We start from the raw sequence: 15,511 nt of genomic DNA, 5'->3' as shown, positions 1-15,511 counted from the left end.
ACGAATTATGACTTGGACGGTCTGGGTTTGGCCAGCCTAGGATGTGCTCACGTCGTCGGTTGATGACCTTACACACCCTTTGGAGACATGCCATGAGCTTGAAAGACCTGATCGCCAACCCCCTGGGCTTTGGTACCGCGCCACTGGGCAACATGTTCCGCAACGTGCCAGATACCGAAGTGCAAGCCTCGGTGGACGCGGCCTGGAACAACGGTGTGCGCTACTTCGACACTGCGCCTTTCTACGGTGCCGGGCTGTCGGAAATCCGCCTCGGCAAGGCCCTGGCCCAGCGCCCGCGCCATGAATACGTGCTGAGCAGCAAGGTTGGCCGCGTCATCCTCGACGCACTGGAAGACCCGGCTGCTCGTGAGCTGGGCGAGAAGAGCGGCCTGTTCGAGCACGGCAACCGTAACCGCATCGTCAATGACTACAGCGCCGATGCCACCCTGCGCTCGATCGAAGACACCCTCAAGCGTATGGGTACCGACTACCTGGATATCGTCTGGATTCACGACATCGCCCAGGACTTCTACGGTGACGAATGGCTGAGCCAGTTCGAAATCGCTCGTACCGGTGCCTTCCGCGTGCTGACCCGCCTGCGTGAAGAAGGCGTGATCAAGGCATGGGGCTTGGGCGTGAACCGCGTCGAGCCGATCGAGCTGACATTGGACCTCGAAGCAGCACGCCCGGACGGCTTCCTGCTGGCGGGTCGCTACAGCCTTCTGGACCACGACCGTGCGTTGCAACGGGTAATGCCAGGTGCATTGGCGCAAGGCCTCGGCATTGTCGTCGGCGGCCCGTACAACTCCGGCGTGATTGCCGGGGGAGAGCACTACGAGTACCAGAAGGCCAGCCCGCAAATCCGTGCCCGTGTCCAGCGCCTGAACGAAGTGGCGGCGCGCCATGGGGTGGACATCAAGGCTGCGGCGTTGCAGTTCTCGCTGGCGCACCCCGCGGTAGCGGCGGTGATCCCAGGGGCGACCCGGCCACAACATGCCGACCAAGACCTGGCGGCGTTCAATGCGGTGATTCCGGCCGCGTTCTGGGCTGAGCTGCGTGAGCTGGGGCTGATCGCCCAGCAGGCACCGGTACCTGAAGCCTAATCGCGAAAGGGGGAGGGCTTTGCCCTCCTATCGCCAGCGAAGCCTGTTAACCGAGACTTTGCTGCAAGGCCTCGATAAACACCTCTTCTGCCCGACTGAAGCGCTGCTCCCTGTTCCACAACAGGTGAATATCCACATCGGCAATCCCTTCCTGCGGCGGCAACTTCCACAGCAACCCCGCCTCTACATCCGGCGCCACCACATGCTCGGGCAGGCAGCCGATGCCAAAGCCGGCGATCACCAGCCGGCGTACTTCCTCCAGGCTTGGCGATGACGCCACGATGCGCCCGGCAAAGCCCTGCTGGTCGCGGAAAATGGTCAGCGGCGACAACATGCCGCCAATCTGGTCGCTGGTAAAACTGACGAAATTCTCCCGTTGCAAGTCGCCTTCGGCCTGGCCGAACAAGGCATGGTGCTTGCCACAGAAGAACGCATAGCGCTGGCGCAGAAACAGCCGTTGCTCCAGCCGTGGCTGTGCACGCCGGTTGAGGCTAAGGCCCGCTGTGGCGGTTTTCTCCTGCAGGGCTGCGACGATGTCGGAGCTGCGCATCACGTCGATTTCCAGCTCCACCCGTGGGTGCTGGCGATGGAAGTCGGCGAGGAAGTCGTCGAAGCGCTCGCTGACGATGCGGCTGATCATCAACAGACGCACCTTGCCTACCAGTTCGTCCGCCGGTTGCTCCAGCAAACCGCCGATCTGCGACATCTGCCCATACACCTCGCCAGCCAGCTGGAACAGCTGCTCGCCCATTTCCGTCAGCACGAAACGCGGCCCACGTCGGGCGATAAGCTGGCGGCCAAGCTGCTCTTCAAGGCGCTTGAGCGCCTGGCTCACGGCCGGCTGGGTGAGGTGCAGGCGGGCGGCGGCGCGGCTGATGGACAGTTCCTGGCCGATGACCCGGAAGGTGCGCAGCAGGTTCCAGTCGAGGCGGTCGTTGAGCAGACGGTCGGACATGGCGAGGCTCGATGATAAGCGTGGCTAATAGTACGAATAATAAATAGAAAATTGACTAATCATAGCCCTGAGCCGATAAATCGCAGGCCAAGCGCCACGAGAGCGCGACCATGACCCAGCAACTCCTGCCAGAACAACAAGCAAAGGAGCCCCCATGAAGCCCACCGCTTCCGCCCAGCCACGCCGTGCCGCCGCTGCCGCGTTCATCGGCACCATGATCGAGTGGTACGACTTCTACATTTACGCCACCGCCGCCGCCCTGGTGTTCGGTGCCCTGTTCTTCCCCTCCGACGACAGCCTGTTCAGCACCATGGCCGCGTTCGGCACCTTCGCCGTGGGCTTTTTCGCCCGGCCGCTGGGTGGCATTGTCTTCGGCCACGTGGGCGACCGTATCGGCCGCAAGAAGTCGCTGGTCATCACCCTGCTGATGATGGGCATCGTCACCGTGTGTATCGGCCTGCTGCCAACTTACGCGCAGATCGGTGCCACCGCACCGGTGCTGTTGATCCTGCTGCGCATCGTCCAGGGCATCGCCGTGGGCGGCGAGTGGGGTGGGGCGGTGCTGATGGCCGGCGAGCATGCGCCCAAAGGCCGGCGCAACTTCTTCGCTTCGTTTGCCCAACTGGGCAGCCCGGCGGGCCTGATTCTGTCGCTGCTGGCCTTCGGCGCGGTGACCCGCCTGCCTGAAGACCAGCTGATGAGCTGGGGCTGGCGCGTGCCGTTCCTGGCCAGCGCGTTGTTGCTGCTGGTGGGCCTGGCGATTCGCCTGGGGGTGAACGAGTCGCCCGAGTTCATCGCCAGCCGCGAACAGGCAGAGAAGGCCCGGCGCAAAGAGCAGGCGCCGGTCTTCGAAGTGCTGCGCACCGCCTGGCGCCCGCTGTTGTTGTGCATCGGTGCCAACACCTTGGGCATTGCCGGGGTCTATTTCACCAACACCTTCATGATCAGCTACACCACTCAACAATTGCACCTGGAGCGCTCGCTGATACTTGAGTGCCTGTTCTTCGTGGCGATCATCCAGTTCTGCGTGCAACCGCTGGCTGCCTGGCTGTCGGAGAAGATCGGTGCCACGCGCTTCCTGGCCCTGGTTGCGTTGCTGGCGATGGCCTCGCCGTACCCGATGTTCGTGCTGGTCAGCTCGGGCCAGGGGCCGTTGATCGTACTGGGCATCGCCCTGGCTGCAGCCTGCATGGCCTCTTTCTACGCGGTGATAGCTGGCTATGTCAGCGGTATGTTCGAAACCCGCGTGCGCTATACCGCCATTTCCTTGGCCTACCAGGTCTGCGGCGCCATCGCTGGCGGCCTTACCCCGCTGATCGGCACCTGGTTGGCTCACACCTTCAGCGGCCAGTGGTGGCCGATGGCCGTGTTCTACACCCTGATCGCCACCGTCTCGCTGGTCTGCGTGCTTGCCCTGGCGCGCCAGTATGCCCGTAGCCAGCGCCTGGAACTGGCCTGATCGAACTGTTTTACTCTGGAGTACCCGCACATGTTGAAAAGCAATGGCGAACGCCTGTGGGCGAGCCTGATGGCCATGGCCGAAATCGGCGCCACCGCCCGTGGCGGCAGCTGCCGCCTGGCGCTCAGCGACGAAGACAAGGCTGGCCGTGAACTGTTCAGCCACTGGTGCCGTGAAGCCGGCCTGACGCTGACGGTGGATGCCATCGGCAACCTGTTCGCCCGCCGCCCTGGCAGTGACCCGGATGCGGCGCCGGTGATGATTGGTAGCCACCTCGACACCCAGCCCAAAGGCGGTCGTTTCGATGGCGTCTATGGCGTGCTGGCCGGGCTTGAAGTGGTGCGTCGCCTCAACGATCTGAACATCCAGACCCGCAAGCCGCTGGAAATCGCTGTATGGACCAACGAAGAGGGCGCGCGCTTCACCCCGGCCATGTTCGGCTCGGCGGTGTTTACCGGCAGCCTTGCGCTGGCCGAGGCGCTGGCTATCCGCGATGCTGATGGCATCAGCGTGGCTGACGAGCTGCAGCGCACTGGTTACGCCGGCCAGCGCCCGCTGGGTGGCCAGGTGGATGCGTATTTCGAGGCGCATATCGAGCAAGGCCCGATCCTTGAAGACAACGCCAAGGCCATCGGCGTGGTCAGCGGTGGTCAGGCTATCCGCTGGCTGGACGTCACTGTCGAAGGTATGGCGGCACACGCCGGCACCACGCCGATGCCGCTGCGCAAGGATGCCTTGTATGGCGCGGCGCGGATGATCCAGGCGATTGAGCAACTGGCAGCGGACTTCGCGCCCGAAGGTTTGACCACTGTTGGCGAACTGTCCATTGCCAAGTCTTCACGCAATACCATTCCTGGCCTGCTGCAGTTCACGGTCGACTTGCGCCACCACCGCGACGAAGCCATCGAGGCGATGGAGCGTGACTTGACCTTGAAGCTGCAAGCCATTGCCAGCCAGCGGGGTCTGCAGGTGCGTATCGAGCGGCACTGGGTCAGCCCGGCCACCCCGTTCGACACCGACTGCGTGGCTGCTGTGCAGCAGGCTGTGGATGGCCTGGGCTATGCCCAGCAATCGATCGTCAGCGGTGCCGGCCACGATGCCATCCTGCTGGCCCGCTACTGCCCGACGGCCATGGTGTTCATCCCCTGTGTCGGCGGCCTGAGCCACAACGAAGCCGAAGACGTGTTGCCCAACGATGCCCGTCAGGGTGCCGATGTACTGCTGAACGCCGTGCTGGCCCGTGCGGGCCTTGTCGAATAAGGAGAAGCCTGATGCGTTGCTACTTCCACCCCGAACAACTGCTGCACCACCCGCGCAGCTACTACTCGCGCGGCGCCATGCGCACCCCGCAGGAAGTCCCCGAGCGCGCCCAGCGGCTGTTGCAGGCCGCCAAGGACCTGGGCTTCGACATCCGCCAGCCCGACGATGCCGGCCTTGAACCGTTCAGGGCTGTGCACGGTGAGGCCTATCTGGCCTTCCTCGAAGAGGCCCATGCACGCTGGAAGGAAGTGCCCGAGGACTGGGGCGACGAGGTCATGTCCAACATCTTCGTGCGTGAGCCCAACGCCTTGCGTGGCATTCTCGCCCAGGCCGGGCGCTACCTGGCGGATGGCAGCTGCCCTGTTGGCGAAAACACCTGGCGTTCGGCCTATTGGTCTGCGCAAAGCGCGGTGGCCGGGGCCAAGGCCATCCTCGACGGCGAACCGGCTGCCTATGCGCTGTGCAGGCCACCGGGGCACCATGCGCGCTTCGATTCGGCGGGTGGGTTCTGCTACATCAACAACGCGGCTGTAGCTGCCCAGGCCCTGCGCAGCCGTTATAGCCGCGTGGCAGTTCTCGATACCGACATGCACCATGGGCAGGGGATTCAGGAGATTTTCTACGATCGCCGTGATGTGCTGTATGTGTCGGTGCATGGCGACCCGACCAACTTCTACCCTGGCGTGGCTGGGTTCGCGGACGAGCGGGGTAGTGGTGAAGGGGAGGGGTACAACCTGAACTTGCCGATGGCGCATGGGGCCAGTGAGGCTGATTTCATGGGGCAGTTGGACGTTGCGCTAGCTGCAGTGAAGGACTTTGGTGCTGAGGCGCTGGTGTTGTCTTTGGGGTTCGATATCTATGAGCTCGACCCGCAGAGCAAGGTGGCAGTGACGACTGAAGGGTTTGCTGCGTTGGGGGAGCGGATTCGTGCGTTGCGGTTGCCGTGTCTGATCGTGCAGGAAGGCGGGTATCACCTGGACAGCCTGGAGGTGAATGCGCAGGCGTTCTTTGCTGGTAAGGCGGACTGGCGTTAGGTGGTGAGCGCCGGCAGACCCATTGTCACTGCCGGCGCCTCTGATGAAACTCATCTTAGCCTGCAAGGCCCTAAGTTCAGAGCGCCTCACAATTCATATTTTTTTTGAGCCAGGAATTCTGGCTCTCGCCAATTCTGGCCCTTGATGTAGCCATTACCGCCATATTGTATTAAGCCTTCTTCAAGCATTTTGCTTACTAAGTTCATGAGTTGTAGGCAGTCACCAATATTTGCCCAGCTATTTCTATTGTACAAGTTGTCGAGCCGGGGATGAGAAATGCCATCTCGCCTCACAAGCCATAAAATGACGTCTGTAGGGCTTTCGTTAATTACTATTTCGCTGACGGTATTCATTGATTTTCTCGCGCAGTCTGCCGGTCGTCTGCCTCAATGGCTTCTGGTGTGTATAATAGCTCAAGTTCTGAAGTGAGTTGGTAGTCCTCCAGTGTTGCGGCATGTGTGTTATTCCATGCTTCGCCACGATCTTCAGGCCTAATTCTATCTGGGATTTCAAGCGCCCGGAAGCGCTCAAGTTCTCTTATTTCATGTGTGTAGAATCGCTTGTCAGTGTCAGTTGCTTCTAATTGACCTTGTAGTATTTTTTTCAGCCTATCGATCATGATCTTGTTCGCATCGGAGGGTTCGAAACGACTTGTGTGTAGCTTGACTAGCTCAATGCCATCAGCTGTGATCTTAGTCTTCCTCCAATCCAGTCGTTCGATAGGTCCCCCAGCTTTATCCGGGTTGTAGGGTCGTCCACTGTAAGTCCCTTTGGTTGTCGCGCCGGGGTAGGGAGAGTTGAAGACAACGTACAGTGGCGGTAGGCCAGATTCTGGCGGGAAGCAGTAAATGCAGTCTTTGAAGTCCTCCGGTTCCAGCGCGGGTAGAGGGGAGGCTTCGATGTGCAGTGGATTGAGTGTCACGCCACGATAGGGGTAGGAAGGTATCTGCGCGCCAGGTTTAGTTGTCGAAGTGTCGCCGGGTGTGTGGGCGGGTAACGTTAGCTTGATTGGAAACTTTTGCGAAGGTACGGAAATGTAGCTGTTCGTCGCCTCGTCGAAGTAGAGGGGGCGTAGAGGTACTCTGCTTTCGAGACTTGCTGTCTGCTGGTTTTTGATGAGTGCATAGATGTCATTCCTCGTATAAATCCGATAGGTTGACTCCGCTACACCATGGCTGAGGGCTTTCTCGTACAGCTGATCGGGTAGGTCCGGTATTAATGAATCGGCTGGGAGGCTCAGTGTTGTTTCATGATAGAGATCACTGTTGCCGAGTTCGGAAGAATAGAGCAGAGCACCGATGCCAACGTTGAATAGCCGGGATGCAGCAGCGCCGGCTGCCCTTGCCAGCAATTGTCGGCCTGATCGCAAAGTTGTTTCTAATTGGCGATTATGGTAGTGGCTATTGCCTATTGCGCCCAAGGTTGTTGAGAGTTGAATTGAAGGTGTTATGCTAAAGGTTATGGTATTGCTTTCCGAGGTGATTTTTTCAGTAGGTTCAAGTTTTGAGTTGAGAGTAGTTATTTTGCGATGGATTATTTTCAGGCTCTGGCCTAGCAGGATTTCAATCTGCGCTGCAGTGATGCTTCGCATAAGGGCAAACAGGAAGCCCTGTGCGATGTAGAACTCTTTTCCAACGTTGATGTGAGGGTCTATATAGGTATAAAAGAGGTAGGCTGGTGTAAGCCCGGGGGCATACACATGTATTCCTGAGAAGTCGTCAGTGGGTAGGCGCTTGTAGATGATTTTTTCTTGAAGATCTAGAAGAAATTGCCGCTTGGCCTGCAGTCTGATTAGTTCGTCAGTGTGACGAGCGTCAATTGCTGAGTAGTGGTTGTCCAGATATTGCTTCAGGCCAGGTGGGGCGGAGGGGCGAGTTGCTTCGATTTTGTTTATAATCTTTTGTGCTTTAGCTTCGGCATCCCTGCTGTCAGCACCGATACTGAAAAATGCCGCACTATCTGGTGGTACGAGTGGAAGGGTAAAAGGCTCAGCCCAATTCAAGAGGTATTCAAAGTCATACCGGAACGGAGAGGGTGAATAAATTTCACCAATTTCTGAAGCTGTCATGGTCGTGCGGGAGGTCATTTCACTCTCCTGATCACTGGGTTCGGGAGAGTGAAATGTTCTAGAGTAAAGTCGGGCTTGCTAAGATGGAATTGTTTCGTTAAGCCGCGGATATGGGCGTGCCGCCTCAAAAGTTTGGTTTGGCCTACTCCCGTCACGGGCCTGATAGGAACTCGATTTGACTGGCGCCGAAAATGCCAAGGCGAACATCCCGGAACAACACCGCCCCTACATCCCACCCCGCCGCACATGCTTGACGAAGACCTTCTCCAGCAACTCCCACATCGCCGGATCGGTACTGAACGCCACATTGAACCGCATCCACCCGGTGGCCTTGGCATCGACCATGAACAACTGACCAGGCCCGAGCATGATGCCTTTTTCCAGCGCGTCATCCAGCAACGCCGCGCTGTCGGGAATCGCCGGGTGGCGGGTCCAGATGTACATGCCCTCATCCGATTCGGTGAACAGTTCAAAGCCCAATCGATGCAAATGCCGGCCAACTTCCTGATGGGCTTCGGCCAGGCGCTGGCGCAGGCGCTTGAGGTGCTTGCGCCAGCGGCCGTCGATGATCGCCGCGTACACCACCCGCTCCATCACCTGCGAGGTGGTCAGGCCCGAGCGCATTTTCAGGTGCAGCAATTTCTGCATCAGTTCGGGGTTGGCCAGCATGTAGCCGACCCGCACGTTGGGTGAAATGCTCTTGGAGTAACTACCCACGTACACCACCTGTTGCAAGTGGTCGAGGCTGGCCAGGCACGGTTGCGGCTCGGTGACCATGTCGGCGTACAGGTTGTTCTCCACAAGGCGGAAACCGTGCTGGCTGGCCAGTTGCAACAGCCGGTGCAACTGCGGCAGTGGGGTGCGCGAGCAGGTCGGGCTGTGCAGGTGCGGCTGGGTGAAGAACGCGGTTGGGCGGTGGTGGGTAAGCAGCTGCTCCAGCTGGTTCAGGTCGTAGCCGGCGGGGGTGCGCGGCACGCCGACCAGGGTGGCGCCCTGGGTGCGCAGGATGCTCATCAGGTTGGGGTAGCCGGGGTCGTCCACCAGCACCACGTCGCCAGGGCGCACCAGCGTGCGTGCGGCCAGGTCCAGGGCCTGGCTGGCGCCGTGGGTGAGCATCAGCTGCGCCGGGTTGGCGACGATCGACAGCTCCTGTTGCAGGTTCTGCGCAGTCAGTGCCCGCAGCTCCATCAGGCCCATGGGGTCGCCGTAGCCCGACAGTTCCAGTGGGCTGCCGGCTACCTGGCGCAGGCCACGGCGCAGGCCGTCCTCGTACATCCAGTCGTTGGGCAGCCAGCCGCACCCCGGCTTGTACGGCAGTTGGCGGATTTCGAAGATCTGCTGCAGGTACCACTCGGAGTTGAACGTTGGTCGACTGGTGTCGGCCTCGGCGTTGTGCTGCTCCAGCAGTTCGCCCGCCGCACGGTTGACGAAGAACCCCGCATTGCCACGGCTCACCAACAGCCCTTGGGCGACCAGCCGGTCGTAGGCCTCGACCACGGTGAAGGTGCTCACCGAATAGCTCGCGGCAAAGGCGCGGATCGACGGGACCTTGGCGCCTGGCTTGAGGGTCTGGTTGTCGATCAGCTCGCGCAGCCCGTCGATGATCTGGTTGACCAGCGGGGTTGAGGAGTCTGGATGTAATTCGAACATTCGTGGCCTTCAGGGTGCGTATCGCCTGGCGTTTGCAGGGTGTACTGCAAGGGCGACCTGTACAGTGCAGTGCGAGATTCATGCCACTGTGCATGGCTCTCTGCGTCGGACATTTTTACATTAGGTGTCGGATATCGCCACATAAAGCATGTTCAGTTCGCGCCAGGCAGTCGCCCTGGGGCGCGTCAGCAGGCCGCCATGGAGGGCCTGCGTGTGTTTGTTCACACCATCCTGCCCGCATTAGCACTGATGTACAGGTGAAATCGCCAGCCATCGGGGTTTCACAGTTTTCCTTGGATAAAAAGAAGCACGGGGTACACAACTGATGGACGCAACATCCACAACCACCACCGCGAAAAGCGGGCACGAGAGCAAGCTCAGTGCCTCGCTGAAGTCGCGCCACCTGACGATGATGTCGATCGCCGGGGTTATTGGCGGCGCCTTGTTCGTCGGTTCCGGCAGCGTGATCCACAGCGCCGGCCCAGCCGCTGTCCTGGCCTATCTGGCAGGCGGCATCCTGGTGGTGCTGATCATGCGCATGCTGGGTGAAATGGCGACTTCCTCGCCAGACACCGGCTCGTTCTCCACCTACGCCGACCGCGCCATTGGCCGTTGGGCCGGTTTCACCATCGGCTGGCTGTATTGGTGGTACTGGGTCATCCTCATGGCCTGGGAAGCCTATGTGGCGGGCAAGATCCTGCATGGCTTCTTCCCTGACGTCAGTGTCAACGTGTTCGTGCTGGCCACGACCCTGCTGCTGATCACCGTCAACTTCTTCAACGTCAAGCACTACGGTGAGTTCGAGTTCTGGTTCGCCTTGATCAAGGTGATTGCGATCGTCTGCTTCCTGATCGTGTGTACCGCTGCCGTGATGAACGTCTGGCAGTTCGGTGAGGTGCGTGGCATCAGCCATCTCACCGCCGAAGGCTTCATGCCCAATGGCATCACCACCGTGATCGGTGCCCTGCTCGGGGTGATGTTCGCCTTCCTTGGCGCCGAAATCGTCACGATCGCGGCCTCCGAAGCCAAGGACCCTGCGGCGCAGATCGTCAAGGCGACCAACTCGGTGGTTTGGCGTGTGTGCCTGTTCTACGTCGGCTCGATCTTCCTGATCGTCTGCCTGGTACCGTGGAACGACCCGCACCTGGGCGTCTCCGGCTACGGTGCCTACCGCCGTACCCTGGAACTGCTGGGCGTGCCGTATGCCGAACTGCTGATGAACTTCGTGGTGCTGACCTCGGTGAGCAGCTGCCTGATCTCCGGCCACTACACCGCCTCGCGCATGCTGTTCTCCCTGGCCCAGCGTGGCGACGCGCCGTCGTTCTTCAAGATCACCCGCGCCGGCACCGGTGTACCGGTGTACGCGATCATGGGCTCGTGCGCCGTGGCCGTGGTGTGTGCGCTGATCAACTTCAGCGAGACCCTGCGCCCGAAAGACGTACTGGACACCCTGATGAACACCACTGGCATGATCGCCCTGCTGGTGTACCTGGTCATCGCCTTCTCGCAACTGCGCATGCGCCGCAAGCTGATTGCCGAGGGCAAGGAAGTACGCCTGAAGATGTGGCTGTTCCCGTGGCTGACCTACCTGGTGATCGCGTTCATCGTGGCCGCCCTGGTCACCATGGCCTTCATGCCTGACTACCAGATCCTGGTGATCTCTACCGGTATCGCTGCGGCGATCGTGGTGGCAATGGGTGTGGTGCACCAGATCCGCTCTGGCAGCAAGCAGCACTAAGCGTCACTCGCGTTTGGAAACGGCCGGCTCCCTTGGGGACCCGGCCGTTTCGCGTTGTTGAGCCTGGGGTTTTTCTGCAGGCATGTGGAAGCGCTGGTTCATCCACGGTGAGCCGAGCAGGGCGGCGGCGGCGATCAGGGCCAGGATGGCGAGGGCGATGGAGGTCTTCATGGACGTGCGCATAAAGGGACTGACTTCAAGCATAGGCGGTCAGTTCCGGCCTCATCGCCGCTACAGTTCAGCGTTCGCGGGCTTGCCGCTGATAACCGTCAGGTGAAGCTGGCGAAATGCGCCTGCATCCGTGCCGCATCCGCCTGTTGCCCGCTGAACAGCTCGAACGCCTTCACCGCCTGGAACACGGCCATGTTGCTGCCATCCAGGGTGCGGCAACCCAGTGCCCGGGCCGCGCGCAGCAGTTCGGTCTCCAGGGGGAAGTAGATGATTTCCGCCACCCACAGGCGTGCATGCAGCAACGCTACCGGCAGTGGGGTGCCCGGTAGCTTGGCCATGCCCACCGGGGTGGTGTTGACCAGCCCGTCCGCTTCGGCCAATGCCGTGGCCAGGTCCGTGCCGACCACGGAACGACCGGCGCCGAAATGAGCGTTCAGGTTGTCTACCAATGCCTGTGCACGGGCAGCGTCCACTTCGAACAGCACCAGCCGCTCGACTCCTTCACCCAGCAGGGCATGGGCCACGGCCGAGCCTGCACCGCCAGCGCCCATCTGCACCACCTGGCGCCGCGCGACGTCGGGCAGGCCACGGCGCAAGCCCTCGGCAAAACCCAGGCAATCGGTGTTGTGGCCGACCCGCTTGCCGTCCTTGAGCACCACGGTGTTCACCGCACCGATGCCACGGGCTTCGTCGGACAGCTCGTCGAGCAACGGCAGAATCGCCTGCTTGAATGGGTAGGTGATGTTGAGCCCGGTAAAACCGGTGTGCTGCGCGGCGTCAAGCAGGCCGGGCAGGGCGCTGTCGTCCAGTTGCAACTGGTCGGCATCGATCAGGCGGTACAGGTAACGCAAGGCCTGCGCGTCGCCTTCGTGTTCGTGCAGGGCGGGGGTGCGCGACAGCTGGATGCCGCGGCCGATCAGGCCGGCGAGGATGGCTTGTTGGCTCATGCCGTGCGCTCCTGGAACATTTCGGCGAAGTGGCTCAGGGCCATGCGGTAGCCATGGCTGCCCAGGCCGCAGATGACACCGACGGCGATGGAAGAGACGAACGACAGGTGACGGAACGGCTCGCGCTTGTGCACGTTGGACAAGTGCACTTCGATGACCGGCAGCTCGCTGGCCACCAGGGCATCGCGGATGGCGACCGATGTGTGGGTCCAGGCGCCAGGGTTGATCACGATACCGGCGCAACGGCCACGGGCGGCGTGGACCCAGTCGATCAGTTCGCCTTCGTGGTTGGTTTGGCGGAATTCGATTTCCAGGCCGTGGGCATGGGCAGTATCGGCACACCCTTGAGCCAGGTCGGCAAGGGTTTCATGGCCGTATTGGGCAGGCTCGCGGGTGCCCAGCATGTTCAGGTTGGGGCCGTTGAGCACGAGAATAAGGGGCTTCATGACGGGCATCACTTTGTTGTTGTTGGATGCGCTTAGTTTTGTACTGACTGGTTAGTTCCGTCAATTGGACAGCCACTTCGCACCGGGAAAGTGGGCGATTATCGAACTGCGTTGGTGATTACAAAATTGTAATGTTGCCGCCACCGCCCCGATAACCAACCCTTTCTACAGTCCCTCGCCAACGCTTCGCCGAGAGGACTTGATTCGTGCCCATCCCCCGCAAGATCGCCTTGCTCTGCCTGTTGCTGGCCGGTGCCACCAGCGCCCAGGCCAGCCAGAGCCTGAGCCTGCCCCAGGCGCTTGCCGCCGCCTTTGCCCAGAACCCGGAGCTGGCTGCGGCCGGCCGCGAAATCGGCATTGCCGAAGGTGAACGGCGCCAGGCCGGGTTGCTCCCCAACCCCGAGCTGGCCTGGGAAGTCGAGGACACCCGCCGTGACACCAGTACCACCACCGTCACCCTCAGCCAACCGCTGGAGCTGGGCGGCAAGCGCGGGGCACGTATCGCCGTGGCCGGTGCTGGCCAGGCCATTGCCCAGCTCGACCTGGAGCGCCAGCGCAACGGCCTGCGGGCCGATGTGGTGCAGGCCTTTCATGCAGCCTTGCGCGCGCAGACCGCGCTGGAGCTGGCGCAGCAGTCGCAGGCACTGACTGAACGCGGGCTGCGGGTTGTGCAAGGGCGGGTCACTGCGGGCCAGTCATCGCCGGTAGAGGCCACCCGTGCCCAGGTGCAACTGGCCCAGGCCCAGGCCGAAGTGCGCCGCGCACGCACCCAGCGCAGCGTGGCCTACCAGGCGCTGGCCCGCCTGACCGGCAGCCCGCTGGCAGGTTTCGACCAGCTGCAGGCCGCCAACCTTTCGCCGGGCGTTGCGCCCAACGCCGACGCTTTGCTTGAGCAGGTCGAACAGACCGTCGAATGGCGCCTGGCCGCTGCGCAGGTCGAGCGCGGCGATGCTTCCCTGGGTTCGGAAAAGGCCCAGCGTATTCCCAACCTCACCGTCAGCCTTGGCAGCCAGTACAGCCGTGAGGACCGTGAGCGGGTGAACGTGGTTGGCCTGTCCATGCCGTTGCCGTTGTTCGACCGCAACCAGGGCAATGTACTGGCCGCTGCGCGCCGTGCCGACCAGGCGCGTGACCTGCGCAACGCCGTGGAACTGCGCCTGCGCAGTGAAACCCGCAGTGCCGTGAGCCAGTGGGCCACGGCGATGCAGGACGTGCAGGCCTATGACCGCACCATCCTGCCCGCTGCGCAGCAGGCCGTGGATACCGCCACTCGCGGTTTTGAAATGGGCAAGTTCGCCTTTCTCGATGTACTCGACGCCCAGCGCACGCTGATCGAGGCCCGCGGGCTGTACCTCGAGGCGCTGGCCTCGGCGACCGATGCGCGCGCGCAAGTCGAGCGGATCTACGGCGACCTCGATGGCCTGAGCAACACACCGAATAGCAGGAGCAACAATGACTAACCCACGCAAGCTAGCCCTTCTGGCCGCCGCCGTCGCCGCACTCGGCCTTGGCGGCCTGGCCTGGACCGGCAACCTCGGCCAGGCGTCGAAAGCCGAAGCCCGGCACGACGATCATGGCCAAGACAGCCACGGCCACGCCGCAGAGCAGGCCACTGAGGGCCATGCCGAGGAGGGGCACGCTGAAGAAGAAGGCCAGCTGCACCTGTCCATCGCCCAGATCGAAGCCGCCGGCGTGCAACTGGCTGCCGCAGGCCCCCGTGAGTTGGGCATCGCCATCAGCTTCCCAGGTGAAATCCGCTTTGACGAGGACCGTACCGCCCACGTCGTCCCCCGTGTGCCGGGCGTCGTCGAGGCGGTGCACGCCGAGCTGGGCCAGGCGGTCAAGCGCGGCCAGGTGCTGGCGGTGATCGCCAGCCAGCAGATCTCCGACCTGCGCAGCGAGCAGCAGGCCGCCCAGCGTCGTCTGGAGCTGGCGCGGCTGACCTTCCAGCGTGAACAGCAACTGTGGCAGGAGCGCATCAGCGCCGAGCAGGATTACCTGCAGGCGCGCCAGGCATTGCAGGAGGCCGAGATCGCCTTGGCCAACGCCCGGCAGAAGGTCGCCGCCGTGGGCCCGGCCGGTGCCGGTAACCGCTATGAGCTACGTGCGCCATTCGATGCGGTGGTCGTGGAAAAGCACCTGACTGCAGGCGAAGTGGTTGACGAGACCAGCAACGCTTTCACCCTGTCTGACTTGAGCCGTGTGTGGGCCACCTTCGCCGTGGCCCCGCGTGACCTTGGCAAGGTCGTGACTGGCCGCGATGTCACGGTCAGTGCGCCGGACCTGGGCGCCCAGGTCGAGGGCAAGGTCAACTACGTCGGCAGCCTGCTCGGTGAGCAGAACCGCGCCGCTACCGTGCGCGCCACCCTGGCCAACCCCAACGGGGCCTGGCGCCCAGGGCTGTTCGTCAACATTGCTGTCAGCGTCGAGCGCTTCAAGGCCGCCGTGACGGTGCCGGAAAACGCCCTGCAAACCTGGGAAGAACAGACCGTGGTGTTTGCCCGCACCGAGGAAGGCTTCGAGGCCCGCCCGGTAACGACTGGCCGCCGCGATGCTGGCCAGGTAGAGATTCTCAGCGGCCTGGCCGCCGGTACTCAGGTAGCGGCCGCCGGCAGCTTTGTCCTCAAGTCGGAGCTGGGCAAAGGCTCGGCCGAGCACAGCCATTGATCACGGGGACACC

General features: G+C 62.0%; 14 protein-coding genes. 7 read left to right on the top strand and 7 right to left on the bottom strand.

Annotated elements, in window-relative coordinates; translation table 11 throughout:
* Positions 1 to 92: 92 nt before the first annotated feature.
* Positions 93 to 1,103 (top strand): aldo/keto reductase, encoded by a 1,011-nt coding sequence (locus DM807_RS15825; protein WP_060515702.1) that lies wholly within the window; start codon positions 93 to 95, stop codon positions 1,101 to 1,103.
* Between the two features lie 46 nt (positions 1,104 to 1,149).
* Here DM807_RS15825 and DM807_RS15820 read toward each other — a convergent pair whose 3' ends face one another.
* Positions 1,150 to 2,058 (bottom strand): LysR family transcriptional regulator, encoded by a 909-nt coding sequence (locus tag DM807_RS15820; RefSeq protein WP_012271684.1) that lies wholly within the window; start codon positions 2,056 to 2,058, stop codon positions 1,150 to 1,152.
* Between the two features lie 154 nt (positions 2,059 to 2,212).
* On the opposite strand from DM807_RS15820, the gene DM807_RS15815 reads away from it, so the two are divergent.
* The 3 genes from DM807_RS15815 to DM807_RS15805 are packed head-to-tail and all read left to right on the top strand — an operon-like array spanning position 2,213 to position 5,811.
* Positions 2,213 to 3,517 carry an MFS transporter gene (locus tag DM807_RS15815; RefSeq protein WP_179027546.1) on the top strand — a complete coding sequence of 435 codons (1,305 nt, stop codon included), beginning with the start codon at positions 2,213 to 2,215 and terminating at the stop codon, positions 3,515 to 3,517.
* A 30-nt stretch (positions 3,518 to 3,547) separates the two neighbouring features.
* A complete protein-coding gene (locus DM807_RS15810) occupies positions 3,548 to 4,777 on the top strand; it encodes a Zn-dependent hydrolase (RefSeq protein ID WP_179027545.1) in 1,230 nt (409 codons plus the stop codon).
* A gap of 11 nt (positions 4,778 to 4,788) precedes the next feature.
* Complete coding sequence (locus tag DM807_RS15805; protein ID WP_060492804.1) at positions 4,789 to 5,811, top strand: histone deacetylase family protein; 1,023 nt, start codon at positions 4,789 to 4,791, stop codon at positions 5,809 to 5,811.
* An 86-nt stretch (positions 5,812 to 5,897) separates the two neighbouring features.
* Here DM807_RS15805 and DM807_RS15800 read toward each other — a convergent pair whose 3' ends face one another.
* The 3 genes from DM807_RS15800 to DM807_RS15790 all read right to left on the bottom strand — a co-directional run bounded on the left by DM807_RS15800 (position 5,898) and on the right by DM807_RS15790 (position 9,529).
* Positions 5,898 to 6,164, bottom strand: coding sequence for a hypothetical protein (locus DM807_RS15800; protein ID WP_071984352.1), 267 nt, complete (start codon positions 6,162 to 6,164; stop codon positions 5,898 to 5,900).
* Positions 6,161 to 7,897 carry an S-type pyocin domain-containing protein gene (locus tag DM807_RS15795; protein WP_179027544.1) on the bottom strand — a complete coding sequence of 579 codons (1,737 nt, stop codon included), beginning with the start codon at positions 7,895 to 7,897 and terminating at the stop codon, positions 6,161 to 6,163. The genes DM807_RS15800 and DM807_RS15795 overlap by 4 nt, the downstream gene beginning before the upstream one ends.
* Positions 7,898 to 8,104: 207 nt before the next feature.
* On the bottom strand, positions 8,105 to 9,529 hold the full coding sequence (locus tag DM807_RS15790) for an aminotransferase-like domain-containing protein (protein ID WP_012271689.1): 1,425 nt from the start codon (positions 9,527 to 9,529) through the stop codon (positions 8,105 to 8,107).
* 325 nt (positions 9,530 to 9,854) lie between these two features.
* On the opposite strand from DM807_RS15790, the gene DM807_RS15785 reads away from it, so the two are divergent.
* Positions 9,855 to 11,267 carry an amino acid permease gene (locus DM807_RS15785; protein WP_012271690.1) on the top strand — a complete coding sequence of 471 codons (1,413 nt, stop codon included), beginning with the start codon at positions 9,855 to 9,857 and terminating at the stop codon, positions 11,265 to 11,267.
* A 3-nt stretch (positions 11,268 to 11,270) separates the two neighbouring features.
* Here the strand turns inward: DM807_RS15785 and DM807_RS15780 are convergent, their stop codons facing one another.
* From DM807_RS15780 to aroQ, 3 genes are all read right to left on the bottom strand, one after another.
* Entirely contained in the window at positions 11,271 to 11,450 is a 180-nt protein-coding gene (locus tag DM807_RS15780) for a hypothetical protein (protein WP_069942825.1), read from the bottom strand.
* An 86-nt stretch (positions 11,451 to 11,536) separates the two neighbouring features.
* A complete protein-coding gene (locus tag DM807_RS15775; protein ID WP_179027543.1) occupies positions 11,537 to 12,385 on the bottom strand; it encodes a shikimate dehydrogenase in 849 nt (282 codons plus the stop codon).
* A complete protein-coding gene (gene aroQ / locus DM807_RS15770; protein WP_012271693.1) occupies positions 12,382 to 12,831 on the bottom strand; it encodes a type II 3-dehydroquinate dehydratase in 450 nt (149 codons plus the stop codon). The genes DM807_RS15775 and aroQ overlap by 4 nt, the downstream gene beginning before the upstream one ends.
* A gap of 206 nt (positions 12,832 to 13,037) precedes the next feature.
* Here aroQ and DM807_RS15765 point away from each other — a divergent pair, with 206 nt between their 5' ends.
* Together DM807_RS15765 and DM807_RS15760 are read left to right on the top strand one after the other, a co-directional pair.
* Entirely contained in the window at positions 13,038 to 14,291 is a 1,254-nt protein-coding gene (locus tag DM807_RS15765; RefSeq protein WP_012271694.1) for a TolC family protein, read from the top strand.
* Positions 14,284 to 15,498, top strand: a complete 1,215-nt coding sequence (locus DM807_RS15760; protein ID WP_012271695.1) for an efflux RND transporter periplasmic adaptor subunit — start codon at positions 14,284 to 14,286, stop codon at positions 15,496 to 15,498. The genes DM807_RS15765 and DM807_RS15760 overlap by 8 nt, the downstream gene beginning before the upstream one ends.
* Positions 15,499 to 15,511: the final 13 nt, after the last annotated feature.

Source organism: Pseudomonas hunanensis, assembly GCF_013393325.1.
GTDB lineage: Bacteria > Pseudomonadota > Gammaproteobacteria > Pseudomonadales > Pseudomonadaceae > Aquipseudomonas > Aquipseudomonas putida_P.
This window is presented reverse-complemented; position numbering and strand designations above follow the sequence as displayed.

Coding starts and splice junctions, on each gene's coding strand:
- DM807_RS15825 (WP_060515702.1), top strand. CDS start 93: ATGAGCTTGAAAGACCTGATCGCCAACCCCCTGGGCTTTGGTACCGCG.
- DM807_RS15820 (WP_012271684.1), bottom strand. CDS start 2,058: ATGTCCGACCGTCTGCTCAACGACCGCCTCGACTGGAACCTGCTGCGC.
- DM807_RS15815 (WP_179027546.1), top strand. CDS start 2,213: ATGAAGCCCACCGCTTCCGCCCAGCCACGCCGTGCCGCCGCTGCCGCG.
- DM807_RS15810 (WP_179027545.1), top strand. CDS start 3,548: ATGTTGAAAAGCAATGGCGAACGCCTGTGGGCGAGCCTGATGGCCATG.
- DM807_RS15805 (WP_060492804.1), top strand. CDS start 4,789: ATGCGTTGCTACTTCCACCCCGAACAACTGCTGCACCACCCGCGCAGC.
- DM807_RS15800 (WP_071984352.1), bottom strand. CDS start 6,164: ATGAATACCGTCAGCGAAATAGTAATTAACGAAAGCCCTACAGACGTC.
- DM807_RS15795 (WP_179027544.1), bottom strand. CDS start 7,897: ATGACCTCCCGCACGACCATGACAGCTTCAGAAATTGGTGAAATTTAT.
- DM807_RS15790 (WP_012271689.1), bottom strand. CDS start 9,529: ATGTTCGAATTACATCCAGACTCCTCAACCCCGCTGGTCAACCAGATC.
- DM807_RS15785 (WP_012271690.1), top strand. CDS start 9,855: ATGGACGCAACATCCACAACCACCACCGCGAAAAGCGGGCACGAGAGC.
- DM807_RS15780 (WP_069942825.1), bottom strand. CDS start 11,450: ATGCGCACGTCCATGAAGACCTCCATCGCCCTCGCCATCCTGGCCCTG.
- DM807_RS15775 (WP_179027543.1), bottom strand. CDS start 12,385: ATGAGCCAACAAGCCATCCTCGCCGGCCTGATCGGCCGCGGCATCCAG.
- aroQ (WP_012271693.1), bottom strand. CDS start 12,831: ATGAAGCCCCTTATTCTCGTGCTCAACGGCCCCAACCTGAACATGCTG.
- DM807_RS15760 (WP_012271695.1), top strand. CDS start 14,284: ATGACTAACCCACGCAAGCTAGCCCTTCTGGCCGCCGCCGTCGCCGCA.